Genomic DNA, 15,104 nt, shown 5'->3' with positions numbered 1-15,104 from the left:
CAATGCAGTTATCTCATTTGCTTGAACGCTGGTTTCCACATCCATTTGTTTCTGTTCTCATTATTTTATTTTGGTTGATGCTGGCGCATGGCCTTGATGCTAGTGATCTTTTGACTGCTATGCTTCTGGGTTTAATTATTCCTCGTTTAGTCAAACCATTTATTACCCGTACACCGCATATTCATTGGAAACCCGCAGTTAAACTGTGCTTTGTAGTTCTTTGGGATATTGTCATTTCCAACTTTAAAGTTGCGAAACTTGTTTTGGGGCCTGCTAAAAATTTACACCCTAAATGGTACCGTGTACCGTTAGAAACAGAACATGAGCAGGTCAATACCTTACTGGCAATGATCATTACCACAACACCAGGTACAGTTTCTGCAGGTATCGATCAGGAACGCGGGGATATTCTGGTTCACGCTTTAAGCACAGATAATGCCGAATCTGATATTCAAGACATCAAACAACGTTATGAAATTCCACTTATGGAAATTTTTGATGTGAAAAGTAAAACGGAGGCAAGTGCATGACAATCTTACCCTATGCTCTAGGTATTAGCTTGATTGCCATTACAATCTCGATGCTACTTTGCCTTTTCAGAATGGTCATGGGTCCATCAATTGTAGACCGCCTTTTAGCACTCGATACGCTTTTCCTAAATGCAACTTGCCTTATTGTTGTGTTAGGCATTTATTGGATGACGACCTCTCTATTTGAAGGAGCATTACTCGTTGCCATGTTAGGTTTCGTATCTACAGCCGCCTTAGCACGTTACTTCACAACTGGTCACGTTATCGATTAAGGAGAGGTCAAATGCAATTTGCAATGGAAATTATTGTTTCGGTCTTTCTGGTTTTTGGTGCCTTTTTCATGTTAGTTGGCTCAATCGGTATGGTCCGTTTACCTGACTTATTCATGCGTTTACATGCACCAACTAAATCAAGTACGCTCGGCTTAGGAAGCTTCCTGATTGCTTCAATGATCTTTTTTGCTTTCCAAGGTCGCTTTGGTTTTGCCGAACTACTCATTACCCTTTTAGCTTTTATTACTGCACCAGTTTCAGCTAATTTGATTGCTCAAGCTGCGCTACACCTACGTTTACGTTCACTCAGTGGAGAAGTACCCGAAGCAATTGAACGCCCGCTCCCTTGGGACCGTTACAAAATTGGTCAGCGCTTTTCACAAAACAAACCGCCAATGGAACCTCCTAAAGAATAAAAATTGAACCAATAAAAAAGCCACCCCAAGGTGGCTTTTTTATTTTGAGTTTTAATTACTCTTGTTCATCTGACTTACGTTCTGGTAAATCTTGTACCGCTTTTTCGATTAGACCAAACATATAGTTACCATATGCATTCGTCTTATCATAATGGAAACGTAAGCGCGGCGTGATACGAGTCTTGATGCGACGGCTTAACTCATGACGCAAGAAACCAGAAGCTTTATTTAGTACATCTAAAGTTTCTTTATTTGCAACTTCACTTTGCTCATCACCTAGTTCACGTCCCATAACGGTGACATAAACTTCAGCATAACCCATATCCGCACTGACTTTCACCGCAGAGATGGTCACTAGACCACCTAAGCGAGGATCTTTAAGCTCTTGACGGATCAGCTCAGACAACTCACGTTGTACTGAATCCGCCATGCGCTTTAAGCGTTGGCTACCCGCCATTAAAGACTCCGTTTAATCAATTGAACATCATACACTTCGATCTTATCTTGTGGTTTGATGTCTTTATAACCTTTCACTGCAAGGCCACATTCCATACCTGCACGAACTTCATCAACAACGTCTTTATAACGACGAAGAGATTCAAGCTCACCTTGGAAAATTACAACATCATCACGTAATACGCGAATCGGTTTATTACGATGTAATGTGCCTTCAAGTACCATACAGCCTGCTGCTGCACCAAACTTACTTGAGTGGAATACTTCACGTACTTCCGCAACACCCAAGATTGTTTCACGATGTTCAGGAGCAAGTTTACCGCTCATGGCATCTTTCACATCATCAATCAATTCATAGATGATGCTGTAGTAACGAATATCAATACCGTCTTGGTCACTTCTCTGACGCGCAGTCGTATCGGCACGAACGTTAAAGCCCAACAATACAGCTTCTGAAGATTCAGCAAGAATGACATCAGACTCTGTAATCGCACCAACACCTGAACTAATTACACGAACTTTCACTTCATCAGTAGATAATTCATGTAGAGCTGCATTCAATGCTTCTAAAGTACCACGTACGTCTGTTCTTAAAACAACGTTCACTGTAGGAACATCTTTTTTGCCCATTGACGACATGATATTTTCAAGGCGCATTGCACTTTGACGATCAATACGCTTTTGACGTTCACGGTCAGCACGAGCATCAGCAACTTCACGTGCTTTCTTCTCGTCATTTACAACAAGAACTTCATCACCTGCCATTGGAGCATCTGGAAGACCCAGAATTTCTACTGGAATAGATGGTCCTGCTGATTTAATTGGCTTACCGTTTTCATCAGACATTGCACGGACACGGCCATAAGACGAACCTGCAAGAACAAGGTCACCAATGTTCAATGTACCGTTTTGAACAAGAATAGAAGTTACCGCACCACGGCCTTTATCAACACGTGCTTCAATAACAACACCTTGCGCAGCACCTTCAGCAGATGCTTTTAATTCCATCAATTCAGATTGAATAAGAATTAAGTCAAGGAGTTCATCAATACCTTGTCCGCTGTGTGCAGAAACCTTAGCAATCGGAACATCACCACCCCATTCCTCTGGAACGATTTGTTTCGTTGTTAATTCATTTAACACACGGTCTGGATCAGCAGATTCTTTATCCATTTTGTTGATTGCAACAATAATTGGAGTACCTGCTGCACGAGCATGGTCAATTGCTTCCGCAGTTTGTGGCATTACACCGTCATCTGCTGCAACAACCAATACAACGATATCCGTTGCTTTAGCACCACGTGCACGCATTGAAGTAAATGCTGCATGTCCCGGTGTATCAAGGAATGTAATAATCCCTTTGTCTGTTTCAACGTGATATGCACCAATATGCTGGGTAATACCACCTGCTTCACCAGCCGCCACTTTCGAACGACGAATACGGTCAAGCAATGATGTTTTACCATGGTCAACGTGACCCATAATGGTAACAACTGGCGGACGAGTTGTTTGCTCACCACGAGCTTCTTCAGCCGCTTCAAGCAAGTTATCTTCCGCTTGTGTATCAGAAACTAGAACAGGGTTATGGCCCATTTCTTCTACAACAAGTGCCGCCGTGTCTTGATCAATAGCTTGATCTTGATTAACCAATTCACCCATTTTCATAAGTGTCTTGATAACTTCACGTACTTTAATTGCCATTTTTTGAGCAAGATCGGCAACAACAATACTTGAACCGATTTCTACATCATAAACTTGCTTTTTAACTGGCTTTTCAAATCCATGCTTATTCGCTTGGCTTGATTTTAAACCACGTTTGTTATGGTTAACAAAGCTTTGCTCTTCTTGACCACGACGACCACCTTTCTTCCCAGCACGTGGGTTAGTGGTTGCGCCACCGCGTTTAATTTCACGGTCTTCTTGCTTAAATGAATCTTCATAAGCTTGGCCAACTAGACCTGAAGCAAGTGGAGAATCATCAATCACACGAATTGTTGTAGTAGCATCGTCATTTGAATACTTAGACGCCATTTTGCGCATTTGTTCAAGTGTACGTTGCTGAGCTTCTTCTGCCGCTTTACGACGTGCAGCTTCTTCAGTTGCTTTTAACTGAGCTGACTGCTCTTCACGAGCTCTTTTCTGTTCTGGAGTTTCAGCTGGTTTTGGTGCAGGTTTTACTGTACCACCACCACGCTTTTTCACTACAACAGCAGCTTTTGGAGCTGTCTGTGCAGCAGTATCTTGTTGATGAGCAGCACGCATAGCATCTAAAGTTGCTTTTGCTTTTTGCTCTGTTTGAAGACGCGCTTTTTGCTCGGCAGTTTCACGCGTTTGCTGTTCTACACGTGCTTTCGCTTCTGCTTCTGCACGTGCTTTAGCTTCTGCTGCAATTTGTTCAGGGTTTGGTTTAGCAAAAACCTGTTTTTTACGTACTTCTACGTTAATTGTTTTTGCTTTACCTGAAGTACTTGCAACTTTAGCGGTACTGGTTGTTTTACGTTTCAACGCAATTTTTCCTGTGTTACCACTTTCCTGACCATGAACTTTTTTCAAATGATTGACCAAAGTATCCTGTTGTTCAGTGGTAATAATGTCGTCTGCTGTACGTTGAGGCAAACCTGCTTCACGAGCCTGTTCTAGGAGCTTCTCAACAGGACGTCCTACACTGAGAGCTAACTCTTTAATCGACTTGTCCGTCATATTTCATCTCCTAGTTAAACCATGATTCGCGAGCTTTCATGATCAATTGACCTGCTTTTTCATGACCAAGTCCTTCAATATCAGAGATATCGTCAGTAGCCTGATCTGCTAAATCGTCGACAGTAATAATACCGCGAGCGGCAAGCGAGTAAGCGATCTCAGAAGTCATGCCTTCCATAGTGAGAAGGTCTGCGCTCGGTTCTTGAATATTTTCTTGCTGTTTCAAAGCATCAGTAAGGGCTGCTTCTTTTGCACGACTTTGCAATAACTCAACCAATTCAGCATCAAGCTCAATTTCGTCAAAAGTTTCTGCAGGAACATAAGCAATCTCTTCTAAAGAAGTGAAGCCCATTTCCACCAATGCCATTGCTAAATCTTCTTCAATATCGAGACGTGATACAAACATATCAAGATATTGCTGAGCTTCATTTTGCTGACGAGCACGATACTCTTCTTCAAGCATCATGTCGAGTTTGTAGCCAGTTAAATCAGAAGCTAAACGAACGTTTTGACCTTGAGAGCCAATCGCACGAGCTAATTGATCGCTGGTTGCAAAAATAATGTCGGCACTTCTTGCATCTTCATCAAGCACGATGCCGGAAACATCAGCTGGTTCTAATGCACTAGCAATGTATTGAGCCGGATCATCAGACCAGACCACTACATCAATACGCTCACCATTTAACTCTTGCTGTACAGCTTGAATACGCGTACCACGCATACCAATACATGCACCTACAGGATCAATACGGTGATCATTTGTTTTCACTGCAATTTTAGCACGAACGCCCGGTTGACGTGCTGCCGCTTTAATTTCAATGATTTCTTCAGAAATTTCTGGAATTTCTTTTTTCATTAAAGCAATTAACATTTCAGGCTTAGCGCGTGATAATAACAACTGAGCGCCACGACCTTCACGGTTAACATTATATAAAATAGCGTTTACACGTTGTTTTGGACGAAGAATTTCTTTTGGAATCATCTCTTCGCGTGCAAGATAAGCTTCTGCGTTGTCGCCTAAGTCAATAATAAAGCCATCTTTGGTTTGTTTTTTCACTTCACCGTAAATTAACTCACCAACTTTAGACTCGTATGCATCAGCAACTAAAGCACGCTCAGCTTCACGAATTTTTTGTACGATAACTTGTTTTGCAATTTGTGCAGCGATACGACCAAACTCAATAGATTCTACTTCGAGTTCACGCACGTCACCAATTGACCATTTAGCTGGATCAACGTCAGAAATTGCATCTTGGCAAGCCGGCATTTCATGATCTTCATCTGCCACAACAGTCCATTGACGGAACGTACGGTAATCACCAGTTTTACGATCAATTTCTACACGAAGCTGAGCTTCTTCAGCATGCGTCCCTTCGTAAAATCTTTTCTTCGTTGCAGCAACTAGAGCTTGTTCTAAAGCCTCGAAGATCGCTTCACGACTAACACCTTTTTCATTACTAACCGTTTCAACAACGGTAAGAATTTCGCGGCCCATAAGTCACCTACCGATTTCTTATAAAATTTAAATAAATTTAATCTTGATAGATCAAGTTTGCTTTATCGATATTGTTGCTGTCGATCACAAGCACATGCTTCCCATCAACTTCAACCTGAATTTCTTCATTTTCAAGGTCTACTGCGATAAGTTTTGCTTGAAATTTACGACGGTTTTCTACTGCTGCAATTAAACGCAAAGCAATTTGTTGCCCGATGTAGCCTTGTAACTGTTCTAGTTGAAAAAATGGACGATCCCAACCTGGTGAAGAAACTTCTAATGAATACTCACCTGAAATTGGATCATGAACATCCAATATTGCGCCAACTTGTTGTGTTACACGCACACAATCTTGCACACCGATACCACGGCCTTGTTCTACTTCGCCATCTTCATTAAGTACTGGCTCAGCATCTTCACTTACCGCTTTATCGATATAAATACGCAATAATGAACGTTTACCTTGTGGGAGAAACTCGATTCCCCAAAGGTCAACACCACATGCTTCCACTGCAGGAACAATTAAGTCATGCAATGCTTGGGATTTATTTGATAATTTCATTTACTCTCGTCATTCTCGTGCGATTCAATCGGTTGTTTTAACCGACACAGACCTACTATAGTGAAGCATGACTATTTGACCAATTGATGTCGACACTACACGATAGCGATACGATAACCAATAAAAAAGGGCGTTAATCGCCCCTATTTAGCACAGAAAACAATAGTCCACTGTGCAAAAAGGCCCACCTGTCTGTGAGCCTCTTTTAAGAAACTTGGTAGCGGGAGCTGGATTTGAACCAACGACCTTCGGGTTATGAGCCCGACGAGCTACCAGACTGCTCCATCCCGCATCAACGTGCAAAAATTATATACAAATATCAAATAAAGTCAATGTAAACTCATTAGATATTGGTCTGATTAAGTTGCACCTTAATCAATTTGGTAGCGGGAGCTGGATTTGAACCAACGACCTTCGGGTTATGAGCCCGACGAGCTACCAGACTGCTCCATCCCGCATCAAAAAACTGCTTGCACTCAACTTTCTGGTTCAAAGTTGGTGCGGAAGGGGGGACTTGAACCCCCACGCCCGAAGGCACTACCACCTCAAGGTAGCGTGTCTACCAATTCCACCACCACCGCAGCTTGTGGGACGCATTCTAGTCCTTCCCACTACAAAAGGAAAGCCCTATTTCGAATTATTGACTCGATTTTGGTGCATTTGGTGAAGTTTCAGGCGATGTTGTTTGAACTGGTGCTGTAGTTTGTATAGTTTTCAAACTATATGCATCAGTAGTCTGTTTTTTTGCAAAAACAGCGAGAGTTAAACTCGTCACAAAAAACAATGCCGTTAAAACAGCAGTAAGGCGAGTAAGGAAGTTACCTGAACCTGATGCACCAAATACAGTTGCTGCTCCACCACCACCGAAAGAAGCGCCAGCATCCGCACCTTTACCGTGTTGCACTAGAATCAAGGCAATCATCAGTACCGCTAAAATAATATGTACGATCAGTACAAAAGAGTGCATACCCTATCCTCGTTATTTACTTTGTGCAAAGGCTTGTACAATTTGATAAAAAGATGCTGCATTTAATGAAGCACCGCCTACCAACGCACCATTAATATCTGGACATGCTGCCAACTCGACTGCATTTTCAGCTTTTACACTACCGCCATATAAAATCGCAATGTCTGAACCCGCTGGGGTAATCTGACTTAAACCTTCACGAATCTTAGCATGCATTGCCTGTGCATCTTGTGGAGAAGCAGTTTTACCTGTCCCAATTGCCCAGATTGGTTCATAGGCAATTACAATTTGTTTTTGCCACTGCTCAGCAGTAACTACAGGAGCAATATCACAAATTTGTTGCAATACAACTTGTTCTGCCAAATCTTTTTCACGTTGTTCGAGGCTTTCACCAACACAATAAATGACAGTCAAGCCAGCATTTAAAGCATTTTGGAGTTTCGCCTTCAAAATTTCAACGTTGTCACCAAAAATATCACGGCGTTCAGAATGCCCCACCAATACAAAATTAATTTGGCTATCTTTTAATAATTCTGCACTGACTTCGCCAGTATATGCGCCTGTACCTGCTACACGTGATACGTCTTGTGCAACTGTATATACTGTTCTTGCAGCATCTTGCAATTGTGTTTGTACCATTGCAAGTGCAATAGAAACCGGAGCAACCCCGACATGACAGCTTTCGTCTGCAATTTGGTCTTGTTGCAATAGTTGTTTAAATTCTTCTATAAGTTGTTTGGCATTGGCACGCATTGGGTTCATTTTCCAGTTGCCAACTACCCAAGGCGTAATCGTCGAACCCGACATACGGCTCACCTTTCATCAAAAATGCAGCACATTCTACACGCATTTATGCAAATTTCAGATACTTTTCTTTAACGGCTTTGGTCATATCTTTTCTAGTCATTGAAAACAGTTATAAAACTTTATTGAATCTAAAGAATCATCTTTCAAAAATTAATAGATAAAAACTTCGACCAGTTCAAGCTTTGGCGAGTAGATCAAGACCAGAGCATCATTTTCTCAGGTAGTAATTTTAGATAACAAAAGTATAATTTTTTATATACCAATTATAAACATATGAGTACAGGTAGGCAGATGTCAGTCATACATACATCTCCAAAATTTTCGGGGTTTTTTCGGCGATTAGTCGAAGAAAAACATGTGTCGGCAGCGACCATGCAAACAGCATTAGATGCAGCAAAAAGAGCTAAGCGGGATACTGTTGCGTACCTGATTGAAGAGGTTCATCTCTCCCCTTCTTTATTAGCTGAAACAATTTCTATTGAATTTGCTGAACCATACTTTGATCTGGATGTTTACGATACCAGCCAAATTCCTAAAGATTTGGTCGACCAGAAACTGATTTTAAAACATCGGGTCTTACCTCTTATACAAAGAGGACAGATTTTATATGTAGCAACCAGTAACCCGAGCAATATTGAAGCAATTGATGCCATTCGCTTCAATAGCAAGTTAATGGTTGAACCAGTTATTGTCGAGCACCATAAGCTTGAGAAAATTCTGACGCAGCAATTTACTGAAGAAAGTAACTTCGAGTTTAGTGATGAAGAGTTTGATCTTGAGGTAGACCTGGAAGCTCCATCCTCACAAGAGGAGGATGAGGACACACCTCAAGGCGATGAAGCACCTATTGTTAAATATATTAATAAATTACTCATTGATGCGATTCGTATGGGAGCTTCAGATTTACATTTTGAACCCTATGAGAAATCATATCGGGTTCGTTATCGAGTCGATGGTGTGTTACGCCAGATTGCAAATCCACCTTTGCAATTGGCCAACCGCTTAGCCTCACGTTTGAAAGTCATGTCTCAAATGGATATTTCTGAAAAACGGGTGCCTCAAGATGGTCGTATCAAGCTTAAGCTCTCAAAAACTAAAGCCATTGATTTCCGTGTGAACTCGCTTCCAACATTATTTGGCGAAAAATTGGTTCTGCGTATTCTAGATCCATCGAGCGCGATGCTTGGAATCGATGCTTTAGGATATGAAGAAGACCAGAAAGCTCTTTTTTTAGAAGCATTAGATAAGCCACAAGGCATGCTTTTAATTACCGGTCCTACAGGTTCAGGTAAAACAGTATCCTTATATACAGGCTTAAATATTTTAAACACTGAAAGTTCGAATATTTCCACTGCCGAAGATCCGGTCGAAATCAATCTTGAAGGCATTAATCAGGTTAACGTGAACCCCAAAGTAGGTCTTACTTTTTCAGCCGCACTTAAATCATTTTTACGTCAAGACCCTGACATTATTATGGTCGGTGAGATTCGTGACTTAGAAACGGCTGAAATCGCGATTAAGGCTGCACAAACTGGGCACATGGTCATGTCCACACTACATACTAATAGTGCTCCAGAAACACTAACTCGCCTACGTAATATGGGTGTTCCATCCTTTAATATCGCAACATCCGTCAATCTGGTGATTGCTCAACGTTTGGCGCGTCGATTATGTCCACAGTGTAAAATACCTGCTGATATTCCTAAACAAAGCCTATTAGAAATGGGTTTTACCGAACAAGATCTAACCCATCCTAACTTTCAAGTTTTTCAACCAGTGGGTTGTACTGAGTGTCGTGAGGGTTACAAAGGTCGAGTTGGTATTTATGAGGTGATGAAAGTTACATCTGAGATTTCCAAGATTATTATGGAAGATGGCAACGCTTTAGAAATCGCTGCTGCTTCTGAAAAACTGGGGTTTAATAATCTTCGACGCTCAGGATTAAAAAAGGTTATGCAAGGTGTGACATCTTTACAGGAAGTCAATCGCGTGACCAGTGAATAAAAGACAATTTAAAATAAGGATAATGTCATGACTGTCAAAAAGGCACAGATGATGCCGACTTTTGCTTATGATGGGGTTGACCGTAAGGGTGTCAAAATTAAGGGAGAACTTCCGGCTAAGAATATGGCTTTAGCCAAAGTCACCCTACGCAAACAAGGGGTAACTGTCCGCAATATTCGGGAAAAGCGTAAAAATATTCTTGAAGGTTTATTCAAGAAGAAAGTATCAACACTTGATATCACGATTTTTACCCGACAACTTGCAACGATGATGAAAGCAGGTGTACCACTGGTACAAGGCTTTGAAATTGTAGCAGAGGGTCTAGAAAATCCTGCCATGCGTGAAGTAGTACTTGGCATTAAAGGTGAAGTTGAAGGTGGTAGTACTTTTGCTTCAGCTTTAAGAAAGTATCCTCAACACTTCGATAACTTGTTTTGCTCTCTTGTAGAATCTGGCGAACAATCTGGTGCGCTTGAAACCATGTTAGACCGCGTGGCAATTTATAAAGAAAAAAGTGAATTGCTTAAGCAGAAAATTAAGAAGGCTATGAAGTATCCAGCAACGGTTATCGTGGTTGCTGTGGTTGTTACCATTATTTTGATGGTTAAAGTCGTTCCAGTTTTCCAAGACCTGTTTTCTTCTTTTGGTGCAGATTTACCTGCATTCACCCAAATGGTCGTGAATATGTCGAAATGGATGCAGGAATACTGGTTCATTATGATTATCGTGATTGGAGCAATTATTGCCGCATTTCTGGAAGCCAAGAAGCGGAGTAAAAAGTTCCGTGATGGTTTAGACAAACTTACCCTGAAATTACCTATTTTTGGTGATCTGGTTTACAAGGCAATTATTGCCCGTTATAGCCGCACTTTAGCCACCACGTTTGCAGCTGGTGTTCCGCTCATTGATGCACTTGAGTCAACGGCTGGTGCAACCAATAATGTTATTTATGAACAAGCCGTCATGAAAATTCGTGAAGATGTTGCTACAGGCCAACAACTCCAATTTGCAATGCGTGTTTCAAATCGTTTTCCATCTATGGCTATACAAATGGTCGCAATTGGTGAAGAATCTGGGGCACTAGACAGCATGCTCGATAAAGTTGCCACTTATTATGAGAATGAAGTTGATAATGCCGTTGATGGTTTAACCTCAATGATGGAACCTTTAATCATGGCAATTTTAGGGGTACTCGTAGGCGGTCTGGTTGTTGCTATGTATCTTCCAATTTTCCAAATGGGCTCAGTCATATAATGCAAGAAATTATTGCTTATTTTATTCAAAACTTAACTGCACTTTATATTGCAGTTGCGCTATTGAGCCTATGTATTGGTAGCTTTCTGAATGTGGTAATTTATCGCACCCCAAGAATGATGGAACAAGATTGGCAGCAAGAATGTCAAATGTTGCTTAATCCCGAACAACCAATCATTGATCATGAAAAACTGACATTAAGTAAGCCTGCTTCATCATGCCCCCAATGTCACCAGCCCATTCGCTGGTATCAAAATATTCCTGTCATAAGTTGGTTGGTTTTAAAAGGTAAATGTGGGCATTGTGAGCATGCAATTAGCATGCGCTACCCAGCCATCGAACTATTAACAATGGCATGTTCGTTGGTCGTGGTCTTGGTGCTTGGCCCAACCCTACAAATGCTTTGGGGACTAGTCCTTACTTGGATTTTAATTGCTTTAACATTTATAGACTTTGATACTCAGCTGCTACCTGACCGCTTTACCCTACCTTTGGCTGCGCTTGGTTTAGGCATTAACACCTTTAATATTTATACTTCGCCTAACTCAGCTATTTGGGGATATTTAATCGGCTTTTTATGCCTTTGGATTGTGTATTACTTATTTAAAGTGATTACAGGCAAAGAAGGTATGGGCTACGGCGACTTTAAATTGCTTGCCGCATTGGGCGCGTGGATGGGACCATTGATGCTGCCATTAATTGTGCTATTGTCATCTTTACTTGGTGCAATCATTGGCATCATTTTACTAAAATTGCGTAATGATAATCAGCCCTTTGCCTTTGGGCCATATATTGCCATTGCGGGTTGGGTTGCCTTTTTATGGGGTGATCAGATTATGAAAATTTACTTGGGAGGTTAAGATGGCTTTTATTCTGGGAATCACAGGTGGTATTGGCAGTGGAAAATCTGCTGCAACACAATGGTTTGAATCCCAAGGAATCCAAGTCGTCGATGCCGATATTGTTGCTCGCGAAGTGGTTGAGAAAGGCCAACCTGCCCTGCAAAAAATCCAACAAACTTTTGGAGACTGGGTGCTTCAATCCGACGGCAATCTAGACCGTCGTGCCCTACGTGAATATATTTTTCAAAATCCTGAAGCAAGACAAACACTCGAAAAAATCACGCATCCAGCCATTCGCCAATCTATTATTCAACAGCTACAAAATCCCAAAAGTCCATATGTGATTTTAGTTTCACCTCTACTTTTTGAAACCAATCAGCATGAATTGGTTAATCACACTCTATTAGTTGATGCGAGTGAACAAACTCAAATTCAGCGTGCAAGCCAACGTGATGGGCAAAATCAAGAACAAATCCAGAAAATTATTGCAGCACAAATGCCACGCGAGCGTAAACGTGAACTTGCCAATGACATTGTGTTTAATGACGGATTACTCGAACATTTATATCAGCAATTAGAGCCTTTACATCAAAGCTATTTGAAACGTGCAAACTAATCTTGCTTGTTTTGCTGCTGAATCTTTTGTGCCAAGCTATCTTGTCGAAACCAGCGCCAAGGTTGTAAGGCACCGATTCCCATTCCAACCAAGCCCACTATAATTGATGGACTTAATGACTCACCGAGTAAAGGGACAGCTACAATGGCGGCAATAAACGGCGCCAAAGTGACAATACTTCCCGTTTTAAAAGCACCAAGTCGCTGAATCGCTGCTACATAAGTCAAAGTTGCAATAATAACGACAAACACACCGTGGAAAATGCCCTGCACTGCCAGATGGACAGGACTAACGTTCATGAAGTGCTTAGGCAAAAATAAAGCATAGATGGGTAAATAAATAATTGCAGACCAAATCGCAACACTTGCCATAGAGTGCCATGCGGAAAGCTTCCACTGTTTAAGTAATACAGTGAAAATGCCCCACCAAATCGCGCTAATAAAAAGAAGTAAATCACCCACGCCAAAAGCAGAAGCATTGCCTTGCAACATCAAAACACTCATGAGAGCCAAGGCAGCGATCATTATTGCCAAACTCACCCATGTATGCTTATCAAATGGTTGTCTAAATAAAATGTATGCTGCAATAGCAGTACAAATGGGAATACAACCATTTAAAAAAATAGCAGCATGTGCAGCGGGAGCATAGAGAAACGCGGTGTAGACGGTAAGACAATAAATGACCCCGCCAATAAGCGCCAAAATAACCGCATGCTTACTCCATAAAAAAGCGAGATCTTTTTTATAGATTAAAATGGGCATTAAAATTAGAAAGGCGATAGCAAAACGCAGGGCAGCAATGTCCCAAGCACTGATATGCCACTGTGCATTTAAACGGGCAAAAAGTGTAAACCCGCCCCAAATGCACATGGTCACCAATACAAAGAAATAACCTTGCTTACGGGGAGACATATCAAGACTGCTTAAAAACTAGAAAGGCAGCTAGATTATACCTCAGAACGCTGACGGCAAGCCTCATAAAGGGCCATACCTGTTGCCACACTTACGTTTAGGCTCTGTAAATTTCCAGACATCGGAATATACACTTTATGATCACATTGTGCCTGTGTAATTGGGCGTAAACCTGTATCTTCGGCTCCCATCACAATCACGACTGGACCAGAGAAATCACATTTTTGAATTGGCATTGCACTTTCATCAAGCATAGTGCCAATCACACGTGTATGAGTCGTTTCTTTCAGATGGGCTAATGTACGAGCTAAATTTGTGACTTGAATAAATTTAACTTTCTCGGCCCCACCCGCTGCAACTTTACGAGCAGTTGGCGTTAAACTTGCCGAACGATCACGAGGCACAATCACTGCTTGTACACCCATTGCAGCAGCTGTACGGATGCAAGCCCCTAAGTTATGCGGGTCTGTCACCTGATCTAATGCCAACAATAAAGCATCTGGCGTTTCAGCCAAGATCTGATCTAGATCTTTTTCATTTAAAGTCGGATGCGGACGTACTGCTGCAACCACACCTTGATGAAATGGTAGACCAGCAAGCTTTTCGAGACTATCACGGCTTGCTTTTTGTACACTAATTCCAAAAGGCTCTGCTAATTGCAAAATCTTTTGCAAACGCTGGTCATCCCGTCCTTTTAAAGTAAACAGGGTTAGCACACGTTCCGGCTCAAGTTCTAACAATGACTCCACTGAATGAACGCCATAATAATATTCCGGTTTTGCCATGCATGACCTCTAACAACGTTTGAGCAAAAAATAAAAATCCTGCAAAGCCAACTTCACAGGATTTCTTTGGGCATAGTGTACCCGATTTAAACAGGAATTTCTTAGCCTTCTAAATGGCACACGTAATCGAGCACTTCATCAGTTTCGATTTTAAAAAGACTGTTGCCAGGCACATAAAATGATTGACCTGCACGGAACAACTCACTTTCATTACTGTCCGCAATTGTTACACGGCATTCACCTGAAATAATTTCCATACGTTCAGGAACATGGGTTTCAAAAGTTAAAGCTTGCTCAGTCGGCAAAATAACACCTAGTGTTTTTTTCGTTCCATCTTCAAATTGCACGGTATGGCTGATACATGCTCCACCAAAATAAACATTTGATTTTTTGATGACCGTTACATGATCAAATTGGGTTGAACTCATGCACACTCTCCAGATAATGCCGTATTTATATAAATTATGTTGAATGTAGTTTAATTGTG

General features: G+C 41.4%; 16 protein-coding genes and 3 tRNA genes. 7 read left to right on the top strand and 12 right to left on the bottom strand.

The window, feature by feature from the left end:
- Positions 1 to 2 precede the first annotated feature (2 nt).
- The 3 genes from HUN22_RS00550 to HUN22_RS00540 are packed head-to-tail and all read left to right on the top strand — an operon-like array spanning position 3 to position 1,218.
- The gene (locus HUN22_RS00550) at positions 3 to 530 is read left to right on the top strand and encodes a Na+/H+ antiporter subunit E (protein WP_174726114.1); all 528 of its coding nucleotides are present in this window, start codon (positions 3 to 5) and stop codon (positions 528 to 530) included.
- Positions 527 to 802: a monovalent cation/H+ antiporter subunit F gene (locus HUN22_RS00545; protein ID WP_174726113.1), complete on the top strand. Its 276-nt coding sequence runs from the start codon at positions 527 to 529 to the stop codon at positions 800 to 802. Before HUN22_RS00550 ends, HUN22_RS00545 begins: the two co-directional genes overlap by 4 nt.
- An 11-nt stretch (positions 803 to 813) precedes the next feature.
- Complete coding sequence (locus HUN22_RS00540) at positions 814 to 1,218, top strand: Na+/H+ antiporter subunit G (RefSeq protein WP_014208229.1); 405 nt, start codon at positions 814 to 816, stop codon at positions 1,216 to 1,218.
- 55 nt (positions 1,219 to 1,273) lie between these two features.
- Here HUN22_RS00540 and HUN22_RS00535 read toward each other — a convergent pair whose 3' ends face one another.
- From HUN22_RS00535 to tpiA, 9 genes are all read right to left on the bottom strand, one after another.
- Positions 1,274 to 1,675, bottom strand: a complete 402-nt coding sequence (locus tag HUN22_RS00535; RefSeq protein ID WP_174726112.1) for a ribosome-binding factor A — start codon at positions 1,673 to 1,675, stop codon at positions 1,274 to 1,276.
- Positions 1,675 to 4,374 (bottom strand): translation initiation factor IF-2, encoded by a 2,700-nt coding sequence (infB, locus tag HUN22_RS00530; protein WP_174726111.1) that lies wholly within the window; start codon positions 4,372 to 4,374, stop codon positions 1,675 to 1,677. Before infB ends, HUN22_RS00535 begins: the two co-directional genes overlap by 1 nt.
- 10 nt (positions 4,375 to 4,384) lie before the next feature.
- Entirely contained in the window at positions 4,385 to 5,869 is a 1,485-nt protein-coding gene (gene nusA / locus HUN22_RS00525; RefSeq protein WP_002115134.1) for a transcription termination factor NusA, read from the bottom strand.
- Between the two features lie 37 nt (positions 5,870 to 5,906).
- On the bottom strand, positions 5,907 to 6,431 hold the full coding sequence (gene rimP, locus HUN22_RS00520; RefSeq protein WP_174726110.1) for a ribosome maturation factor RimP: 525 nt from the start codon (positions 6,429 to 6,431) through the stop codon (positions 5,907 to 5,909).
- Between the two features lie 215 nt (positions 6,432 to 6,646).
- A tRNA-Met gene (locus HUN22_RS00515) sits at positions 6,647 to 6,723 on the bottom strand.
- 89 nt (positions 6,724 to 6,812) lie between these two features.
- Positions 6,813 to 6,889: transfer RNA gene (locus HUN22_RS00510), tRNA-Met, on the bottom strand.
- 38 nt (positions 6,890 to 6,927) lie between these two features.
- Positions 6,928 to 7,012 (bottom strand) — tRNA-Leu (locus HUN22_RS00505).
- A gap of 56 nt (positions 7,013 to 7,068) precedes the next feature.
- Entirely contained in the window at positions 7,069 to 7,398 is a 330-nt protein-coding gene (gene secG / locus HUN22_RS00500; protein WP_174726109.1) for a preprotein translocase subunit SecG, read from the bottom strand.
- Positions 7,399 to 7,410: 12 nt separating this feature from the next.
- A complete protein-coding gene (gene tpiA, locus HUN22_RS00495; RefSeq protein ID WP_174726108.1) occupies positions 7,411 to 8,205 on the bottom strand; it encodes a triose-phosphate isomerase in 795 nt (264 codons plus the stop codon).
- Between the two features lie 291 nt (positions 8,206 to 8,496).
- Between tpiA and pilB the strand changes: the two genes are divergently transcribed.
- Genes pilB through coaE form a run of 4 tightly spaced genes read left to right on the top strand, consistent with a single transcriptional unit; the run spans position 8,497 to position 12,921 of the window.
- Positions 8,497 to 10,209: a type IV-A pilus assembly ATPase PilB gene (gene pilB, locus HUN22_RS00490; RefSeq protein WP_174726107.1), complete on the top strand. Its 1,713-nt coding sequence runs from the start codon at positions 8,497 to 8,499 to the stop codon at positions 10,207 to 10,209.
- A 27-nt stretch (positions 10,210 to 10,236) separates the two neighbouring features.
- A complete protein-coding gene (locus HUN22_RS00485; RefSeq protein WP_174726106.1) occupies positions 10,237 to 11,463 on the top strand; it encodes a type II secretion system F family protein in 1,227 nt (408 codons plus the stop codon).
- Positions 11,463 to 12,323, top strand: coding sequence for a prepilin peptidase (locus HUN22_RS00480; RefSeq protein WP_174726105.1), 861 nt, complete (start codon positions 11,463 to 11,465; stop codon positions 12,321 to 12,323). Before HUN22_RS00485 ends, HUN22_RS00480 begins: the two co-directional genes overlap by 1 nt.
- A 1-nt stretch (position 12,324) precedes the next feature.
- Positions 12,325 to 12,921 (top strand): dephospho-CoA kinase, encoded by a 597-nt coding sequence (gene coaE, locus HUN22_RS00475; RefSeq protein WP_174726104.1) that lies wholly within the window; start codon positions 12,325 to 12,327, stop codon positions 12,919 to 12,921.
- On the opposite strand, the gene HUN22_RS00470 is transcribed toward coaE, so the two are convergent.
- From HUN22_RS00470 to HUN22_RS00460, 3 genes are all read right to left on the bottom strand, one after another.
- On the bottom strand, positions 12,918 to 13,832 hold the full coding sequence (locus tag HUN22_RS00470) for a DMT family transporter (RefSeq protein ID WP_174726103.1): 915 nt from the start codon (positions 13,830 to 13,832) through the stop codon (positions 12,918 to 12,920). The two genes, coaE and HUN22_RS00470, sit on opposite strands and share 4 nt — an antisense overlap.
- 35 nt (positions 13,833 to 13,867) lie before the next feature.
- Positions 13,868 to 14,617: a 23S rRNA (guanosine(2251)-2'-O)-methyltransferase RlmB gene (gene rlmB / locus HUN22_RS00465; protein WP_005079348.1), complete on the bottom strand. Its 750-nt coding sequence runs from the start codon at positions 14,615 to 14,617 to the stop codon at positions 13,868 to 13,870.
- Between the two features lie 101 nt (positions 14,618 to 14,718).
- The gene (locus HUN22_RS00460) at positions 14,719 to 15,045 is read right to left on the bottom strand and encodes a pyrimidine/purine nucleoside phosphorylase (protein ID WP_002115102.1); all 327 of its coding nucleotides are present in this window, start codon (positions 15,043 to 15,045) and stop codon (positions 14,719 to 14,721) included.
- Positions 15,046 to 15,104 lie beyond the last annotated feature (59 nt).

This window comes from Acinetobacter lactucae (assembly GCF_013344765.1).
Lineage (GTDB): Bacteria > Pseudomonadota > Gammaproteobacteria > Pseudomonadales > Moraxellaceae > Acinetobacter > Acinetobacter lactucae_A.
Note: the sequence above shows the minus strand (reverse complement) of the source record. Positions and strands in the feature narration are given on the sequence as shown.

What these genes read in the sequence shown, in the direction of transcription:
- HUN22_RS00550 (WP_174726114.1), top strand. Translation starts at nt 3, where the DNA reads ATGCAGTTATCTCATTTGCTTGAACGCTGGTTTCCACATCCATTTGTT.
- HUN22_RS00545 (WP_174726113.1), top strand. Translation starts at nt 527, where the DNA reads ATGACAATCTTACCCTATGCTCTAGGTATTAGCTTGATTGCCATTACA.
- HUN22_RS00540 (WP_014208229.1), top strand. Translation starts at nt 814, where the DNA reads ATGCAATTTGCAATGGAAATTATTGTTTCGGTCTTTCTGGTTTTTGGT.
- HUN22_RS00535 (WP_174726112.1), bottom strand. Translation starts at nt 1,675, where the DNA reads ATGGCGGGTAGCCAACGCTTAAAGCGCATGGCGGATTCAGTACAACGT.
- infB (WP_174726111.1), bottom strand. Translation starts at nt 4,374, where the DNA reads ATGACGGACAAGTCGATTAAAGAGTTAGCTCTCAGTGTAGGACGTCCT.
- nusA (WP_002115134.1), bottom strand. Translation starts at nt 5,869, where the DNA reads ATGGGCCGCGAAATTCTTACCGTTGTTGAAACGGTTAGTAATGAAAAA.
- rimP (WP_174726110.1), bottom strand. Translation starts at nt 6,431, where the DNA reads ATGAAATTATCAAATAAATCCCAAGCATTGCATGACTTAATTGTTCCT.
- secG (WP_174726109.1), bottom strand. Translation starts at nt 7,398, where the DNA reads ATGCACTCTTTTGTACTGATCGTACATATTATTTTAGCGGTACTGATG.
- tpiA (WP_174726108.1), bottom strand. Translation starts at nt 8,205, where the DNA reads ATGTCGGGTTCGACGATTACGCCTTGGGTAGTTGGCAACTGGAAAATG.
- pilB (WP_174726107.1), top strand. Translation starts at nt 8,497, where the DNA reads ATGTCAGTCATACATACATCTCCAAAATTTTCGGGGTTTTTTCGGCGA.
- HUN22_RS00485 (WP_174726106.1), top strand. Translation starts at nt 10,237, where the DNA reads ATGACTGTCAAAAAGGCACAGATGATGCCGACTTTTGCTTATGATGGG.
- HUN22_RS00480 (WP_174726105.1), top strand. Translation starts at nt 11,463, where the DNA reads ATGCAAGAAATTATTGCTTATTTTATTCAAAACTTAACTGCACTTTAT.
- coaE (WP_174726104.1), top strand. Translation starts at nt 12,325, where the DNA reads ATGGCTTTTATTCTGGGAATCACAGGTGGTATTGGCAGTGGAAAATCT.
- HUN22_RS00470 (WP_174726103.1), bottom strand. Translation starts at nt 13,832, where the DNA reads ATGTCTCCCCGTAAGCAAGGTTATTTCTTTGTATTGGTGACCATGTGC.
- rlmB (WP_005079348.1), bottom strand. Translation starts at nt 14,617, where the DNA reads ATGGCAAAACCGGAATATTATTATGGCGTTCATTCAGTGGAGTCATTG.
- HUN22_RS00460 (WP_002115102.1), bottom strand. Translation starts at nt 15,045, where the DNA reads ATGAGTTCAACCCAATTTGATCATGTAACGGTCATCAAAAAATCAAAT.